The sequence below is a fragment of the Kitasatospora sp. NPDC097643 genome (assembly GCF_040302625.1).
Lineage (GTDB): Bacteria > Actinomycetota > Actinomycetes > Streptomycetales > Streptomycetaceae > Kitasatospora.
Genome location: NZ_JBEOSA010000014.1, coordinates 64,816 through 81,619, shown reverse-complemented (window position 1 = coordinate 81,619; position 16,804 = coordinate 64,816). Strand labels below are relative to the sequence as shown.

Here is a 16,804-nt window from a genome sequence, read left to right as displayed (position 1 = left end):
GGGATCGGGACCATGGTCCCCGACCCGCACGCACACCCAGGAGCGAGAACGTGCCGACCTCACCGCCCCCGCGCAGCTACTCCTCCGGCACCGCGGACGTCCCGCTGCTCGGCGACACCATCGGGGAGAACCTCGACCGCGCGGTGCGCGCCTTCCCCGGGCGGGACGCCCTGGTCGATCGGGCCACCGGCCGGCGCTGGACCTACGCCGAATTTGCCGCCGACGTCGACGCGTTGGCCCTCGGACTGCTCGGCCTCGGGATCGCCAAGGGCGACCGGGTCGGCATCTGGGCGCCCAACTGCGCCGAGTGGACGCTCACCCAGTACGCCACCGCCCGGCTCGGCGCGATCCTCGTCACCGTCAACCCGGCCTACCGCTCCGCCGAGCTGGAGTACGTGCTGAACCAGGCCGGCATCCGGCTGCTGGTCGCGGCCGAGCGGTTCAAGACCTCCGACTACCGCGCGATGATCGACGAAGTCCGCCCGCGCTGCCCGGAGCTGGAGCGGGTGGTGGTGGCCGGCGGACCGGACTGGGACGAGCTGCTGGCCGTCGGACGCCAGGCGGACGCCGCCGAACTCGCGGCACGGCAGGCCGAGTTGGCGCCGGACGACCCGATCAACATCCAGTACACCTCGGGCACCACCGGCTTCCCCAAGGGCGCCACCCTGTCGCACCACAACATCCTCAACAACGGCTACTTCGTCGGCGAGCTGCTCGACTACACCGAGCAGGACCGGATCTGCATCCCCGTGCCGCTGTACCACTGCTTCGGCATGGTGATGGGCAACCTCGCCGCCACCTCGCACGGCGCCTGCATGGTGCTCCCGGCCCCCGCCTTCGACCCCGGTGCCACCCTGGCCGCCGTCGCCGCCGAGCGCTGCACCTCGCTGTACGGGGTGCCCACCATGTTCATCGCCGAGCTCGCCGACCCCGACTTCGCCCGCTACGACCTGAGCAGCCTGCGCACCGGCATCATGGCGGGCGCGCCGTGCCCCACCGAGGTGATGAAGGACGTCATCGGGCGGATGGGCATGGCCGAGGTCGCCATCTGCTACGGGATGACCGAGACCTCGCCGGTCTCCACCCAGACCCGGGCCGAGGACTCGATCGAGCGCCGGGTCTCCACCGTCGGCCGGGTCGGCCCGCACCTGGAGGTCAAGGTGGTCGACCCGGCCACCGGCCGGACCGTCCCGCGCGGCGAGCCCGGCGAACTCTGCACCCGCGGCTACTCGGTGATGCTCGGCTACTGGGGCGAGCCCGAGCGCACCGCCGAGGTGGTCGACGCGGCCCGCTGGATGCACACCGGCGACCTCGCGGTGATGGACCGGGACGGGTACCTGGCGATCACCGGCCGGATCAAGGACATGGTCATCCGGGGCGGGGAGAACCTCTACCCGCGCGAGATCGAGGAGTTCCTGTACACCCACCCCGACGTCCTGGACGTCCAGGTGATCGGCGTCCCGGACGAGAAGTACGGGGAGGAGCTGATGGCCTGGATCCGGATGCGGGAGGGGGCGGAGCCGCTGACCGCCGAGGCCGTCCGCGCCTACTGCACCGGGCGGATCGCGCACGTGAAGATCCCGCGTTACGTGCACGTGGTCGAGGAGTTCCCGATGACCGTCACCGGCAAGATCCGCAAGGTGGAGATGCGGGAGATGGCCGTGGAGATCCTGGGGCGGTAGCGCCGGGTGCGGGGCCCGTCCGTCCGGGCGTCCGTCGGGGCGGGCGGGGACGGGCGGGCGGGGACGGGCGGGCCCCCGCGGGTCACCAGCGGTGGTGGACCTGGGCGCGGATCCGGCGGTCGTACAGCTCGGCGATCGCGGCCAGCGCGGGCTCGTCGAGCGGGGGGAGGGCGGCCGCGGCGGCGTTGGCCCGGGCCTGCTCGGGGGTGCGGGCGCCCGGGATGACGGTGGTGACCCCGGGCTGCTGGACGATCCAGCGCAGCGCCGTCTGGGCCGGGGTGGCGCCCGCCGGGGCCAGGGCGGAGAACTCGGCCGCCGCCTCCACGCCGGTGGCGTAGTCGACGCCGGAGAAGGTCTCGCCGACGTCGAAGGACTCGCCGTGCCGGTTGTAGGTCCGGTGGTCCTCGGCGGGGAAGACGGTGTCCTTGCGGTAGCGGCCGGAGAGCAGGCCGGAGGCCAGCGGGACACGGGCGATGATCGCGACGCCGGCCTCCCGGGCGGCGGGCAGCACCTCGGTGAGCGGCTTGCGGCGGAACGGGTTGAGGATGATCTGCACGCTGGCGACGTTCGGCCGGGCGATCGCGTCCAGTGCCTCGGCGCAGGTCTCGACGCTGACCCCGTAGGCGGCGATCCGCTTCTCGGCGACCAGGGTGTCCAGGGCGTCGTAGACCGCCGGGGTGGTGTACACGGCGCTCGGCGGGCAGTGCAGCTGGACCAGGTCGAGCGTGTCGACGCCCAGGTTCTCGCGCGAACGGTCGTTCCAGGCGCGGAAGTTGTCCAGGGTGAAGGCGGCCGGGTCCTGCGGGCCGCGGCGGCCCATCTTGGTGGCGACGGTGATCCCGGCGGCCTTCGACGGGTCGAGCCCGCGCAGGAAGCCGCCGATCAGGCGTTCGCTGCGGCCGTCGCCGTAGACGTCCGCGGTGTCCAGGAAGGTCACGCCGGAGTCGACCGCGGCCGCGAGGACGGCGAGGGCATCCGGCTCGCTCACCTGCCCCCAGTCCGCGCCGAGTTGCCAGGTGCCGAGGCCGACCACCGACAGCTGCCGGTGGTCGAGCCTGCTCGTCGTCCGCTTCTCCATGTTCGCCACGGGCCTTTCTCGGGGTGTGTCGATGCGGGTGCGTCGATGAGCACTAGTGAACCGGAGGTTCCGCCCATGCGGATGAACGGAGCGACCGTGTTGCTCACCGGTGCGGCCGGCGGCATCGGCCGCACCCTGGCCCGCCGGATCGGTGGCAATATAGTGCCTCAAGTTGGCAAGTCTAGACCAACTGGCATGGCCTAGGTTTGCCCATCTGCCCGGCGAGCCACTACGCTGAGTTGCTGTCATCAGCCTCTCGCCCGCCATGCGGATGCTGAATTCAGGCGGCTTCGCACTCGCTGAGCAGCACGTGAATGCGGGCCTCCGGACTCAGGGATCACATCGATGGAACAGCCTCTTTTCGGGCGGCGACTGAAGGAGCTGCGCGCCAGGCGCGGGCTCTCCCAGGCCGCACTGGCGGGCGAGGAGATCTCCACCGGCTACCTGTCGCGACTGGAGTCCGGGCTGCGGCAGCCGACCGACCGGGTCGTCGGCTACCTCGCCGAGAAGCTCGGCGTCGACCGCTCCGCCTTCGACCTCCCGCCCGCGGGCAACTCCCTTGCCCAGGCGCTGACCCTCGCGACCTCCACGGAGAGTGACGAAGCGGTCCAGGGGCTGATCACCGCGCTGCAGTCCGGCGACGACCAGGACCTGCTTCAGCGCTGGCAGGCGCTCTGGCTGGTCGCCCGGCACTGGCGCACCCTCGGCGACCGCGCCCAGGAGCTGGCCAGCCTGGAGGAGCTGGCCGTGATCGGCGACGAGCTGGCCCTGCCCGAGCTGCAGTGCCGGGCCTGGACCCAGCTGGCCCGCTTCAAGCGGGTCGCCGGCGACATCACCGAGGCGATCACCCACGCCACCAACGCCCACCGGCTGGCCAAGGAGTCCTCGCTCTCCGACCTGACCGTGGCCGGCGCCCTGCTCACCCTGGTCTCCGCCGAGACCGAGGCCGGTCGGCTGCCCGACGCGCGGGCGCACGCGGACGAACTGCTCGGCCTGGTCGAGGGCCGCACCGACGCGCTGCGCGCGGAGGCGCTCTGGGCGGCCGCCACCGTGCGGTTCCGCCAGGGCGACCACGACGGCGCGATCGACCACCTGGAGCGGGCCGTCGAGTGGCTGGACAGTCGGGTGGACCTCACGCTCTGGATGCGGCTGCGGCTGGCGGCGGCCTCGCTCGCCCTCCAGGTGGCCCCGCCGCGCACCGAGCTGGCCCGGGTCCGGATGACCGAGGCCGAGTCGGCGCTCGCGCTGGTCGGCACCCCGATGCTGCGGCAGGAGTTCCGCACCCTCCAGGCCTACCTGGCCTTCGAGGAGGGCCGGTACGCCGACGCGCGGGCCGCCCACGACGAGCTGTTCCGCGACGACCTGCGGCTGACCCACCGGGACCAGATCCGGCTGAGCATCACGAACAGCCGGCTGCTGATCATCGAGGGCAAGCGGAGCGAGGGCATCAAGCAGCTCAAGGAGCTGGCCGAGCAGGCCCGGCAGGCGTCCAACATCGACCTCGCGGCCGAGGTCTGGCGCATCCTCGCCGAGACCCTGGAGGGCGGCCAGGCCTGACGGCCGGACCCAACTCGTAGGCAAATATCTTGTCACGGCATTGCCTTGGTATTGCCAGTAGTAATGGCACAGGTGCCCCGTGGCCCGTGTCCCGTGGCCCGCGGCCGGTCGGTCGGCGGGTACCGTCAGGAGCGTCCCTGACGTGAAGGCAGGCATGAACAGCTCCGACGGTGCCTCGGGTAGCACCCACAACCGGATCACCGGCGGGTACTTCGCCGGCCCCGTGACCCAGGCCGGCCGGGTCGAGGTGCACCAGGCGCCACCGCCCGTTCCCGCACTCTGCGCGCTGCCCGCCCGGTCCAGGGCCTTCACCGGGCGGCAGGCCGAGGTCGACGAGCTGCTCGCCGTCCTCGGCGCTCCCCTGGGCGGAGGTGTCGAGACCGTTGCCGTCTCCGGCCCACCCGGGATCGGCAAGACGGAGCTGGCGGTGCAGGTGGCAGGGCGGGCGCTGGAGCACGGATGGTTCCCCGGGGGCGTGCTCTTCATCGACCTCCAGGGCTACGACCACGACCGCAGGGTGACGGTCGAACAGGCTCTTGAAGTGTTCCTCCTCGCCTTGGGGGTGCCGTCGGAGCGGATGCCTCCCGGCGCCGATGCCCGCGTCCGGCTGTACCGTTCCGTCCTCGCCGCCCACGGTCGCAACGGGCAGCGGACGCTGGTGGTGATCGACAACGCCGCGACGGCGGCGGACGTCACGGCGCTGCTGCCGACCGACGGAGTCAACGCGGCCGTGGTGACCTCCCGTCAACGGTTCTCGGGGCTCGACGCCCGGCTGATGGACCTGCAAGCCCTCCCGGTGGAGTCCGCGGTGGACCTCCTGGAGCGCTTCCTGACGTTGGTGTGCGGTGCGCAGGACGTCAGGATCCGCACCGATCCCGACCACGCGGGCCGGATCGCCGAGCTCTGCGACCGGATTCCGCTCGCGCTACGGCTGGTCGGCGCCCTTCTCGCCGACTCGCCGGACCGACCGCTCGCCGAACTCGCGGCGCAGCTCGCCGACAGCCGTCGCCGACTCGACGAACTCGAACACGACGGCGTCTCCGTCCGGGCGGCCTTCGACCTGTCCTACCGGAGCCTCGACGGGCCCGAGGCACGCCTGTTCCGTTTGTTGTCCCTCCACACCGGCCCGGAGATCGGTGTCGACGCGGCGGCGGCACTGGCCGACCTCGACAGCCGGGCCACGACCCGCGTCCTGGCGGCTCTCGGGCGATCACACCTGATCGAGGCCGGCTCCACGTACGGTCGTTGGCGGGTGCACGACCTGCTGGCCCTGTACTCGTCGGAGCTCCTTCTGCAGGATGGTTCGGGGCGGGACGGTTCGGAGCGGGAGGGTTCGGAGGCCGCCGAGGCGGGCGCCCGCCTGGCCCACCACTACCTGGCCACCACCGCGGAAGCGGACGCCCGGGTCAGAGGAGAGGACCCCGCCGGGTGCCGCTTCCCCACCAGGAACGACGCGCTCGCCTGGTTCGACCAGGAACGCGCCAATCTCGTGGCGCTGGCCGCCGCACTCGCTTCCCAGGGCGTTCAGCTCGGCTTCCCGCTCCCGCTGATCAGGCTGCTCCACCACGGCCGCTGCTACGAGGACCTCCTCACGGTCGCCGGCCGCGCGCTGATCAGCCCGGACCTGCTGCCGGACTCCTTCGAGCAGGCATTCGTGCTGACCCATCTCGGGGTGGCGCAGCGGGCCGTCGGACGGGTGGAGGAGGCCACGGCCACCCAGCGGCGGTCCCTGCACCTGTTCGAGTCGCTCGGCGATCAGCGCGGGGAAGCGATGGCCCTCATCAACCTGGGGAACTGCCTCCTCGACCAGCACGTGGTGGAGGAGGCGGTTGCGAGCCTCGAACGAGCCGCCGCGCTGGGCAGCACGCTTGACGACACGTACGTCCGGGCCATGGCCCTGGACAGCCTGGGCACGGCCTTCCAGCAGGCGCGCCGCTACCCGGAGGCGGCCGCCGCGCACCGCGCGGCCGGTGCGTTGAACCGCGAGCTGGGTGACGCCTCGGGCGAGGCGAGGACCCTGGTGAACCTGGCCGCGACGAGCCTTCTCCAGGGGCGGTGGGAGGAGGCGATCAGCCATGGCGAGCAGGCCCTGGCACACTTCCGGGACACCGGCCAGCAGTATTTCGAAGCCCTCTGCCTGACGAACCTCTCGCATGCCCTGGTTACGGTCGGCCAGGAGGAGAAGGCCGAGGACACCGCCACGAGGGCCGTGGAGATCTTCGAGCTGCTCGCCGACCGGCACCGCGAAGGGATCGCGCGTACGGTGCTGGGCGAATCCCTGATGGCGAGGGAGCGAACCGATACAGCCCTCGCGGAGTTCTCGCGTGCGCGCGAGCTGCTCGTCGACAGCTGGGATCGTGGCAGCCTGGCTCGGGCGATCGGTGCGCACGGAATCGCCCTGCGCGCCGCCGGCCGTGATGAGGAAGGCTCTGCGGCGCTGCGGGACGCCCTGGTCCTGCTCAGGAATCTCGGGGACGAACGGGAGTGCCTTCGGCTGCTGCCCTTCCTGGCGGAGAGCGCGATCGACAGCGCCCGAACCGTCGAGGCCCTCGCGATCCTCGACGAGTCGGCAGCGCTGGCCAGGAAGCTCGGGCTGCCGGATGCGCTGGCCCTGGCACTCACCTCCCTGGGCCGTGAGCTGATCTTCGCGGAGCGCCCGACCGAGGCCCTGGCCTCCCTCACCGAGGGCCTGGCCATCCAACGTCGGCTCGACGATCGGGTCGGCACCGCCGAGACGCTCATGCTGATGGCCGTCGCACACGAGGATCTGGACCAACCGCACCAGGCAGTAGCGGCACTCGAAGAAGCCGTCGCCGTGCGGTGCAGTACCACCGGGCCGGGCCCGGTGGTCCCGTTCGAAGCGGCCGTGGCGCTCGTGGCGCTGGGCACGCTACTGGTCAAACACGACCACCTCGGCAGCGGCATCGGGGTGCTCGGCGACGCCGCGTCGATATTCGAGGCCCTGGGCGAGACCCGGCACCGGGCCGACGCCCTCACCTGGCTCGGGCTGGCCCTGGCCCAGGCCGACCGGCTCAGTGAGTCGGCCTCGACCCACCTGGCCGCGGTGGACTGCTACGTGGAGCTCGGTGACACCGCAGGCATGATCGGATCCCTGACCAACCTCGGCAACACGTACCTCGCGGACGGCGACTACGAGGGCGCCGGTCGTTCCTTCGCTCTGGCGGACCACACGCGGCTGATCGAGACCGAGGTATCACGCTGAGGCAAGAATTCGGCCGGCAACGGGCAGTCCCGTTGCCGGCCGCGGCCAGCTCCTGCCCTACCGGGCGCCCCAGGCCTGGTCGGTGGGGACGACCTCGCGGCCGAGCGGCATCAGGGAGATCGGGATCATCTTGAGGTTGGCCCAGCCGAACGGGATCCCGATGATCGACAGGAACAGCGGGATGCTGGTGATCAGGTGCGCGATGGCCAGCCACCAGCCCGCGAAGACCAGCCAGATGACGTTGCCGATGCACGACGCCGGCCCGGCGTCCGGCTTCTCCACCGTGGTCCGCCCGAACGGCCAGAGGATGAAGCCGGCGATCCGGAACGAGGCGATGCCGAACGGGATGGTGATGATCAGCACGCAGCAGATGATTCCAGCGACCACGTAGGCAAGGGCCATCCAAATGCCGCAGAAAACCAACCAGATGACATTCAGGATGAACTTCACTGCGCTCATGCTTGGTACCTTCTCATGCCGATGGCGTTGCACTACGACCGTGCCATGCCCGCCAGGAAGCGTGTCTACGCCCTTGGCGCGATGAAGCGTGATCATCGATGACTCGAGATCCACTTTCGATGGCGCGCGGGCCGTCGAGGGTCCCCGGGGCAGCGACCGGTGGCCCGAGGGACACCGCGCGCCCCGGGCCGGTGACGGGACCGGCCTGTGCGCGGTTACCTCACGGGGTCAGATGATCCGACGACCCCTCCGGGAGACCTCGATGAGCCCGAACGGAACGATCCCGCGCCGCCTCGCCACTGCCGCCGCCCTGGGCGCCGCCGCCCTCGCGACCGCCCTCGCCCCGGCCGGTGCGGCCCAGGCCGCGACGCCGGGGCAGTTCACCCTCTGCTCCGACGGCTACTACTCCTCCTACGCGGAGTTCCCCGACCGGCACTTCGCCACCAGGATCGTGGACCCGGGCACCTGCGCCACGATCGGCGTCAGCGGCCGGAGCAAGGACATCGTCGTCCTCCACCAGGCCGACGGCGCCGTCATCGGCTCCTTCTCCTTCGACGACGCGACCGGCACCGGCGTCTCGACCACCGGGAACGCCTGGTCGGCGGGCTACTACCGCTGGTGACCCGCCGCCACGGCCGCACCTGAGGACCGCCGGTGAACCCCCCCGTCACCGGTGCACCGCGCCGCGCGCCGTCCGGGTGTCCCCATCCCCGGGCGGCGCGCGGCGCGCCCTGCAATCCACTTGCAAGTGCCCGCCAAGAGGGCCCGCCTAGCGTCATCGACCTCCGAACCGTCGAGGACAGGCGAGCCGAACCCATGAACACCATCACGACCCCGAGGACCCCGACCGCCCCCGAGCCGGTCGCGCTCCAGGCCCCCGCCCGCCGCGGCCCGAGCGCCCCGAGGGGCGTCGGCGTGATCCGGACGACCGCCGTCGCGGTGCTCGCGAGCGACCCGATCACCGGCGAGGGGACGAGCCTCGGGCTGCGCCGCCACCCCGGCCTTCGGTTGCTCCAGGACGAGGAGTTCCCGCTCGCGGACGTCGCGCTGCTGCTCACCACCGGGGTCACCGAGGAAACCATGACCCGGCTGGAGGAGTTCGCGGCCCGGTCCGACAACCCCGGCCTCGGCGTCGTCCTGGTCACCGAGAGCATCCGCGAGCACCAGGTGCTGCGCGCGGTGGAGCTCGGCCTGCGCAGCGTGCTCTGGCGCCAGCAGTGCGACTTCGACAAGGTGCTGGAGGCGGTCCGCCGGGTGGCCGTCGGCGGCACCGACCTGCCCCCGGCCGTCCAGGGCTGGCTGGTGGACGGCTTCCGCTCGGTCCAGCGCGACGTGCTGGGCCCGCGCGGCCTGACCGCGGCCGGTCTGGAGACCCGAGAGGTCGCCGTGCTGCGGCTGCTGGCCGACGGCCTCGACACCGCCGACATCGCCCGGGAGCTGAGCTACTCCGAACGGACCATCAAGAACATCGTCAGCGGCATGATGACCCGGTTCGGCTTCCGCAACCGGACCCACGCCGTGGTGCACGCGATCCGGTCGGGCGTGTTCTGAGCCGGTCGGGCGCGCCCCTGGCCCGGACCGCCGGATGCACCCCGAACGGTCCGGGCCGCCGCGCCGCCCGGTGGGGCGGCCCGGACGGACAATCAGCGCAGGTACCACTTCTGGTTCGACGTGCCCGTGCACTCCCACAACTGGAGCCCCGTGCCGTTCCCGGAGCCGTGGTCCCGGGCGTCGACGCACTTGCCCAGGTGGGTGTTGACCAGGTCGTGCGCGGGGTTGAGGCCGAACTGCTGGGCCCAGCCGCCGTTGCAGCGCGCCAGCTGGATCACCGTGCCGTCGTCGGCCGAGGCGGCGGCGACGTCCAGGCACATCCCCATCGCGCGGACGGTGCCGTCCGGCCGGAAGTCCCAGGTCTGCGCAGCGCCGCCAGTGCAGTCCCACAGCCGCAGCGGGGAACCGTCCACGGCGGCGCGCGCCGACACCTCGACGCACCGGTCGGACTCGTAGCCGGCGACCATCCGGCCGCTCGGCGCCGGGGCGGCCGCCGGTGGCGACGGCGCGGGCTGTACCGCGGCCGGTCCCGGTGCCGCGGGCTGGGCCGCCGTCTGGGGCCGGCTGCCCGCCGGAGCGGCCGGCTGGGCCGGGTTCGCGGCCGGAGCGTCGGGCTGCTGGGCCTTCGGCGGGGCGGCCGGTCCGCTCGTCGGCCGGGGCGCGGCCGGGGCGGCGGGCACGGCGGCGGGGTTGCCCGCGGGCGTCGCCGGGGCGGCCACGGGCAACGGTCCGGCCACCATCGGGCCGTCCACCGACCCGGTGGCGGACGGCGAGGCCGCGGTGGTCGCGGTGGCGGTGCCCCCGGGGGAAGCGTCCGCCGTGGCCGGGACGCTGTCCTGGGTCCCCGGGACGCGGGGCGGGGTCAGGGCCGGGCCGGTCGGCAGCACCCCGTTCGCCGGGTGCTCCTCACTTCTGGGACCGGCGGTGACTGACACGGCCGTCACGGCGAGGGCGGCCAGCACTCCGACGGCGACCAACACCCCGGCGATCCGGGCGCTCCGCTCCGGCTGTTCCTCCTCGGCGCCGGCGCGTTGCGCGGACTTCGCGCGGGGCTTCCGCTCCTTCCGCGCGGTGCCGGGCCCGGTACCGGCGGTTCCGGTGCCGGGCTCCCCGGCGGGGGTGCGGTCCGGCCCGGCGGGCTCGCCGCCGGTGCGCTCCGGCCGGGCGGTGCCGGCCTCGGGTTCCCCGGCCTCGGGTTCCCCGGTATCCGGCTCCCCGGCCGCCGGACCGGCCGGGGCCTGCGCCGGCGCGGGGCCGGAACCGGCCCCGGCGGCGGCCTCCCACGGCAGGGCGCGGTCCCAGAGTGCCCCGCCCGGGCCGCTCCCGGCCGACGGGGCGCCGCCGGGCGGGCGCCCGGCGGACCCGCCCGGCGGGTCGGTGGACGGCGTCACGCGATCCATACGTCTCTGCTCCACTCTTCGTCGGCCCCGCACGTCCGTGCCGCGGCGGCCGATCGGGCGCACGGGGGAGGAACGACCGGCCCGGCCGCTGACCGTGCCCTGCCGAATCGCACGGGCACCGGCCGGCGCGCACGGACGGCGAGGCCGCGGCCAGTCAACAGCCCCGACCGGCCGCCCGCCCCGGTTCCGGCGCGGATGCGGTCCCTCCGCACCGGATTCCCTGCCTCAAGGGGCAGGCCGCGCCGGCCACCGCGGCCTCGGTCGGCCCCCCGCACCGTCCCGCTGCCCGAGCGGACACGCTTCCTGGTCCGCCGGGACAGTGGAGGGCCGTGACGGCAGGGCGGGCCCGCCGCGCCTCCCTAGGCTGCCGACGCACCGCGAACCGCCAGGCTCCGCAGCCCGGGGCGCAGGAGAGACGGGAGAGAACCGTGAGCACCGTGGTCGTCAAGCGCCCACCGCGCGCCGAGGGCCCCCGCCCGCCGGAGGAACAGGTCGAACTGGCCGAACCGCCGGTGCTCGGCGAGCCCGCCACCGCGGACTTCGGCTCCGTGCTGACGTACCTGCCGATGGGCCTCGGCACCGGGGCGATGGTGCTGATGTTCTCCGTCGGCAACGGTGGCCCGGCGATGTACACGATGTCCGGGATGATGGGCGTCGCCATGGTCAGCATGACCCTGGTCCAGATCGGCCGCCCCGGTGCCGAACGCCGCCGTCGGGTCCGCGCCGAGCGCCGCGACTACCTTCGCTACCTCGCCCAGAAGCGCCGGCAGGCCCGGCAGGCCGCCGAACAGCAGCGCGCCGCCCTGCTCCGGAACGACCCCGACCCGGCCGACCTGTGGACCCTGGTACCGGGCTCCCGGCTCTGGGAGCGCCGGCCCGGCGACCAGGACTTCGCCCGGGTCCGGATCGGCACCGGTACGCGCCGCGCCGCCCTGGAGTTCCTGCCCCCCAGGACCAAGCCGGTCGAGGACCTCGAACCGCTCTGCGCGATCTCGCTGCGCCGCTTCACCCGCGCCCACCAGACAGTGCCGCACCTGCCCGTCCCGGTCTCCCTGCAACGCTTCACCGCCGTCGAGTTCGCCGGCGAGCACGCGGACGCGCTCGCCCTGGCCCGCGCGATGGTCGCCCAGCTCGCCGTCCTCCACTCGCCCGACGAGCTGCGCGTCGCCGTGCTCGCCGACGACGCCGGCCGGCGGGACTGGGACTGGCTGAAGTGGCTGCCGCACAACGCCCACCCGCAGGAGGAGGACGCCGCCGGGCCCGTCCGGCTCGCCGCCGCCGACCACGACGCGCTGCTGGACCTCCTCGGCCCCGCCGTCCGCGACCGCCCGGACCACGACACCGGCTCCACCCCGAGCGTGGCCGAGCCGTTCACGGTGGTCGTCGCCCAGGGCGTCCGCCTCCCCGAGACCTCCCGCCTGCTCGGCGCCGGCCTGCGCGGCGTCGTCCTCCTCGACCTCACCGGCACCGTCCCCGGCGGCCCCCGGGTTCTCAGGCTGACCGCCCGCGACGGCCGGGTCGAGTTCCCCGCCGGACCGGAGACCGTCACCGCCCGCGCCGACCGGCTCGGCCCCGCCGAGGCCGACACCCTGGCCCGGGCGCTCGCACCGCTGCGCACGGGCGGCGGCGCCGACCTGCGGGACCGTCCCCTGGAGTCCGACCTCGACCTGGCCGCCCTGCTCGGCATCCGCGACGTCCGCGGCTTCGACGTCGCCGCCCGCTGGCGCCCCCGCCAGGCCCAGGACGCCCGCCTCAAGGTGCCGATCGGCCTCACCGAGGACGGCGAGGTCGTCGAACTGGACCTCAAGGAGTCGGCGCAGGGCGGCATGGGACCGCACGGACTGCTGATCGGCGCCACCGGCTCCGGCAAGAGCGAGCTGCTGCGCACCCTGGTCGTCGGCCTGGCCGCCACCCACTCGTCCGAGCTCCTCAACCTGGTGCTGGTGGACTTCAAGGGCGGCGCCACCTTCCTGGGCCTCGACCGGCTGCCGCACACCTCCGCCGTCATCACCAACCTCGCCGACGAGATCCACCTCGTCGACCGGATGCGGGACGCCATCAGCGGCGAGATGATCCGGCGTCAGGAACTGCTCCGCGAGGCCGGCCACCCGTCGCTCTACGAGTACGAGAAGGCGCGTGCCGCCGGGGCCACCCTGGCCCCGCTGCCCGCGCTGCTCATCGTCGTCGACGAGTTCTCCGAACTCCTCGCCAGTAAGCCCGAGTTCATCGACCTCTTCGTCTCCGTCGGCCGACTCGGCCGCAGCCTCGGCGTCCACCTGCTGCTCGCCTCGCAGCGCCTGGACGAGTCCCGGATCCACCGGGTCGAGGGCCACCTGTCCTACCGGATCGCGCTGCGCACCTTCTCCGCCATGGAGTCGCGCAGCGTCATCGGCACCGCCAGCGCGTACGAACTCCCTCCCGCCCCCGGCAACGGTTACCTCAAGGTGGACACCACCAACCTCGTGCGCTTCAAGGCCGCCTACGTCTCCGGCCCCGCGCCGGCGCCGCCGCACCCCGACCAGCAGGCCCGCACCGCGCCCGCCCGGGAGGTCACCGCCTTCGGCCTCGACCAGCAGGGGCCGCTCGCCTCCGCCCGCGCCGAGGAGGAGGCCGCGCTGCTCTCCCTCGCCGAACAGGCGCTGCGGCGACGGACCGCCGAGCCCGCCGCCGGCGAGACCACCGAGAGCCTCTCCGAGGTCCTGATCGCCCGGCTGGAGAACGGCGGACCGCCCGCCCGCCAGGTCTGGCTCCCCCCGCTGGCCGCCCCGCCCAGCCTGGACCAGCTGCTGCCCGGCCTCGTACCCGACCCGGACCGCGGCCTCGGCACCCCCGACCCCGGACTGCGCGGTGCGCTAAAGGTCCCGCTCGGCACGGTGGACCGTCCCTTCGAGCAACTGCGCGACCTGCTGGTCGCCGACCTGTCCGGCGCCGACGGCCACGTCGGCGTGGTCGGCGCCCCGCAGACCGGCAAGTCCACGCTGCTGCGCACCCTGATCCTCGCCCTCGCCCTGACCCACACCCCGGCGGAGGTCCAGTTCTACTGCCTCGACTTCGGCGGCGGCGGCCTGGTCTCCACCGCCGGACTCCCGCACGTCGGCTCCGTCGCCACGCGCCTGGAGCGCGACCGCGTCCTGCGGACCGTCGCGGAACTCCACCAGCTGCTGGAGCACCGCGAGCAGCTGTTCACCTCGCGCGGCCTGGAGTCGATGGCCGCCTACCGTGCGCTGCGCGCCCGCGGCGGGGGCGGCGGCACGTCCGGCGACCCGCTCGGCGACGACCCGTACGGCGACGTCTTCCTGGTGGTCGACGGCTGGGCCACGCTCCGCCAGGACTACGAGGAGCTGGAGCAGCGGGTCATGGACCTCGCCGCCCGCGGCCTCTCCTTCGGCATCCACGTGGTCGCCTCGGCGGTCCGCTGGTCCGAACTCCGCGCCCGGCTGCGCGACCTGCTCGGCACCAAGCTCGAACTGCGCCTCGGGGACGCGATGGAGTCCGAGGTCGGCACCAAGGCGGCCGCCGCCGTGCCGCACCGCCCCGGCCACGGGCTCACCGCCGGCGGACACCACTTCCTCGCCGCGCTGCCCCGGACCGACAGCTCCGCCCGCACCGAGGACCTCACCGCCGCCACCAAGGCCGCGGTCGCCGAGATCGACGCCTTCGCGACCGGCGCCGCCGCCCCCGGCGTCCGCCTGCTGCCCACCCGCCTGGACGCCCACCGCCTCCCGGGCCCGGACGACACCCCCGAGCTGCGGTTCTGCCTCGGCTGGGACGAGCAGCGCCTCGCCCCGGCCTGGCACGACTTCGGCGCCACCCCGCACCTGGCCGTCTTCGGTGACGGGGAGACCGGCAAGACCAACGCGCTGCGGCTGGCGATCCGGGCCATCACCGCCCGCTACCGCCCCGAGGAGGCCCGCATCCTGCTGGCCGACCCCGGCCGCGGACTGCTCGACGACGTCCCCGACGCCTACCGGGTCGGGCTCGCCGTCGACGCCGACGGCCTCACCCGGCTCGCCGAGAGCGCGGTCGTCTCCGTCGGCCAGCGGGTGCCCGGCACCGACGTCACCCCCGGACAACTGGCCCGGCGCGACTGGTGGCAGGGGCCCCGCCTGTTCGTCCTCGTCGACGACTACGACCTGCTCACCGGCGCCCCCGGAGCGGCCGCCCCGACCGCCCCACTGGTGCCGCTGCTCGCCCAGGGCGGGCACATCGGGCTGCACGTCGTCGTCGCCCGCAGCACCTCCGGCGCCATGCGGGCCGTCATGGACCCGCTGCTGCGCCGGATGTGGGAGCTCGGCAACCCCGCGCTGCTGCTCTCCTACCCCAAGGAGGAGGGCAAGTTCCTCGGCGAGGCGAAGCCCCGCACCCTGCCCGCCGGCCGCGCCCAGCTCGTCACCCGGCGCACCGTCACGCTCGTCCAGACCGGCCTCGTTCCCACCGGCCCCGCCCCGACTGGAGCACGATGACCACCGCACCGCCCCCGGTCGAGGCCACCGAGGTCTGCCGGATCACCGTCGACGGCCCGACCGGCCGCGCCGACCTCGCCGTCCCCGTCACCACCACCGTCTCCGCCCTGCTGCCGGTGCTGCTCCGGGCCCTGCCCGACGGGCCCGGCCGCGCCGACGGCCGGTGGGTCCTCCAGCGTCTCGGCGACGAGCCCCTCGGCCCCGCGGCCACCCCGGCCACGGCCGGCCTGCGCCACGGCGACGTCCTCCACCTGCGTCCCGCCGGAGCACCACTGCCCGTCCCGCACTTCGACGACCTCGCCGACGGCGTCGCCGACCGCGTCGGCCGGGGCCCCGGCCGGTGGCGGCCCGGCCACACCCGTGCCCTCGCCCTGGTCCACGCCGGCGGGGCCCTGGCCGCACTCACCGCAGCCCTGCTCGGCGCCGGCGCGGGCCCGGCCATCGCGGCGCGCTGCGCGGCCGCCGCCGCCGTCCTCACCACCGCCTGCGCCGTGACGGCCCGGATGCGGGCCGATCGCGGCAGCGTGCTGCTCACCGGCGTCGGCGCGCTCTGGTTCGTCGCGCTCGCCGGGCTGACCCTGCGCGCCCCCGCCGACGGCCACCTCCCGGGCGCCACCGCGGTGCTGGCCGCCGCCGGCGGCGTCGTGGCGCTCGCCGCGCTGCTGCTGGGGATCGGCGCGCTGCCGCTGGCCGTCCCCGGCACGGCACTGGTCACCGGCGTCGCCGCGGCCTGCGGTGCGATCGCCGTCCGGGCCGGCTGGGCCGACGCGGTCCAGGCCGCCGCCGTCCTGGCGGTCGCGCTCTTCGTGCTCGGCCACCTGGCGCCGCGGCTCGCGCTGCGGGCGGCCCGGCTGCGCGTGCCGCACCTGCCGCGCGACGCCGACGAACTCCAGCGCGACATCGAGCCCGAACCCGGCGAACGGCTGGGCCACCGGGTCACCCTGGCCACCGCCTGCCTGGACACCATCGCCGCGGCCTCCGCCCTGGTCCAGGCCGCCGCCGTCACCCTGCTGGCCGTCCTCGACCCCTCCTGGACCGGCTGGCTGCTGCCGCTCACCCTGGGGGCCGCCCAGCTGCTCCGCGCCCGTGGCACGGAAGGCACCCTTCAGCGCGTCCCCGCGCTGCTCTGCGGCGCCTACGCGGCGGCGCTGGTGCTCGTCCTCCGGGCCGCGCCCGCCGGCCCCGCCGGGCAGGCCGCCGCGATCACGGTGCTGCTCGCCGCCGCCGCGCTGCTGCCCGCCGCCGCCTGGCGGCTGCCGCAGGCCCGGCTGCTCCCGATCTGGGGCCACCTGGGCGACCTCGCCGAGACCGTCACCGCGATCGCCCTGCTGCCGTTGGTGCTCCAGGTGATCGGTGTGTACGCCCGGCTGCGGGCCCTGGCCGGCTAGGAG

The 16,804-nt window shown here is 74.3% G+C and carries 10 protein-coding genes; 7 read left to right on the top strand and 3 right to left on the bottom strand.

Annotated features, from left to right (window positions below):
• The first annotated feature begins 50 nt into the window (after positions 1-50).
• Positions 51-1,682, top strand: coding sequence for an AMP-binding protein (locus tag ABTY15_RS12430; protein WP_350580767.1), 1,632 nt, complete (start codon positions 51-53; stop codon positions 1,680-1,682).
• Positions 1,683-1,764: 82 nt separating this feature from the next.
• Here the strand turns inward: ABTY15_RS12430 and ABTY15_RS12425 are convergent, their stop codons facing one another.
• Positions 1,765-2,760: an aldo/keto reductase gene (locus ABTY15_RS12425; protein WP_350580923.1), complete on the bottom strand. Its 996-nt coding sequence runs from the start codon at positions 2,758-2,760 to the stop codon at positions 1,765-1,767.
• Positions 2,761-3,105: 345 nt separating this feature from the next.
• Between ABTY15_RS12425 and ABTY15_RS12420 the strand changes: the two genes are divergently transcribed.
• Complete coding sequence (locus tag ABTY15_RS12420; RefSeq protein ID WP_350580764.1) at positions 3,106-4,317, top strand: helix-turn-helix domain-containing protein; 1,212 nt, start codon at positions 3,106-3,108, stop codon at positions 4,315-4,317.
• A gap of 154 nt (positions 4,318-4,471) precedes the next feature.
• The gene (locus tag ABTY15_RS12415) at positions 4,472-7,540 is read left to right on the top strand and encodes a tetratricopeptide repeat protein (protein WP_350580762.1); all 3,069 of its coding nucleotides are present in this window, start codon (positions 4,472-4,474) and stop codon (positions 7,538-7,540) included.
• Positions 7,541-7,597: 57 nt separating this feature from the next.
• Here the strand turns inward: ABTY15_RS12415 and ABTY15_RS12410 are convergent, their stop codons facing one another.
• Positions 7,598-7,999, bottom strand: coding sequence for a YccF domain-containing protein (locus ABTY15_RS12410; protein ID WP_350580760.1), 402 nt, complete (start codon positions 7,997-7,999; stop codon positions 7,598-7,600).
• Between the two features lie 262 nt (positions 8,000-8,261).
• Between ABTY15_RS12410 and ABTY15_RS12405 the strand changes: the two genes are divergently transcribed.
• Together ABTY15_RS12405 and ABTY15_RS12400 are read left to right on the top strand one after the other, a co-directional pair.
• A complete protein-coding gene (locus ABTY15_RS12405; RefSeq protein WP_350580758.1) occupies positions 8,262-8,621 on the top strand; it encodes a hypothetical protein in 360 nt (119 codons plus the stop codon).
• Between the two features lie 194 nt (positions 8,622-8,815).
• On the top strand, positions 8,816-9,550 hold the full coding sequence (locus ABTY15_RS12400) for a response regulator transcription factor (RefSeq protein WP_350580755.1): 735 nt from the start codon (positions 8,816-8,818) through the stop codon (positions 9,548-9,550).
• A gap of 92 nt (positions 9,551-9,642) precedes the next feature.
• Here ABTY15_RS12400 and ABTY15_RS12395 read toward each other — a convergent pair whose 3' ends face one another.
• Positions 9,643-10,950 carry a ricin-type beta-trefoil lectin domain protein gene (locus ABTY15_RS12395; RefSeq protein ID WP_350580752.1) on the bottom strand — a complete coding sequence of 436 codons (1,308 nt, stop codon included), beginning with the start codon at positions 10,948-10,950 and terminating at the stop codon, positions 9,643-9,645.
• A gap of 428 nt (positions 10,951-11,378) precedes the next feature.
• Here ABTY15_RS12395 and eccCa point away from each other — a divergent pair, with 428 nt between their 5' ends.
• Entirely contained in the window at positions 11,379-15,413 is a 4,035-nt protein-coding gene (gene eccCa, locus ABTY15_RS12390; protein WP_350580745.1) for a type VII secretion protein EccCa, read from the top strand.
• Positions 15,410-16,801, top strand: coding sequence for a type VII secretion integral membrane protein EccD (eccD, locus tag ABTY15_RS12385; RefSeq protein ID WP_350580735.1), 1,392 nt, complete (start codon positions 15,410-15,412; stop codon positions 16,799-16,801). Before eccCa ends, eccD begins: the two co-directional genes overlap by 4 nt.
• Positions 16,802-16,804: the final 3 nt, after the last annotated feature.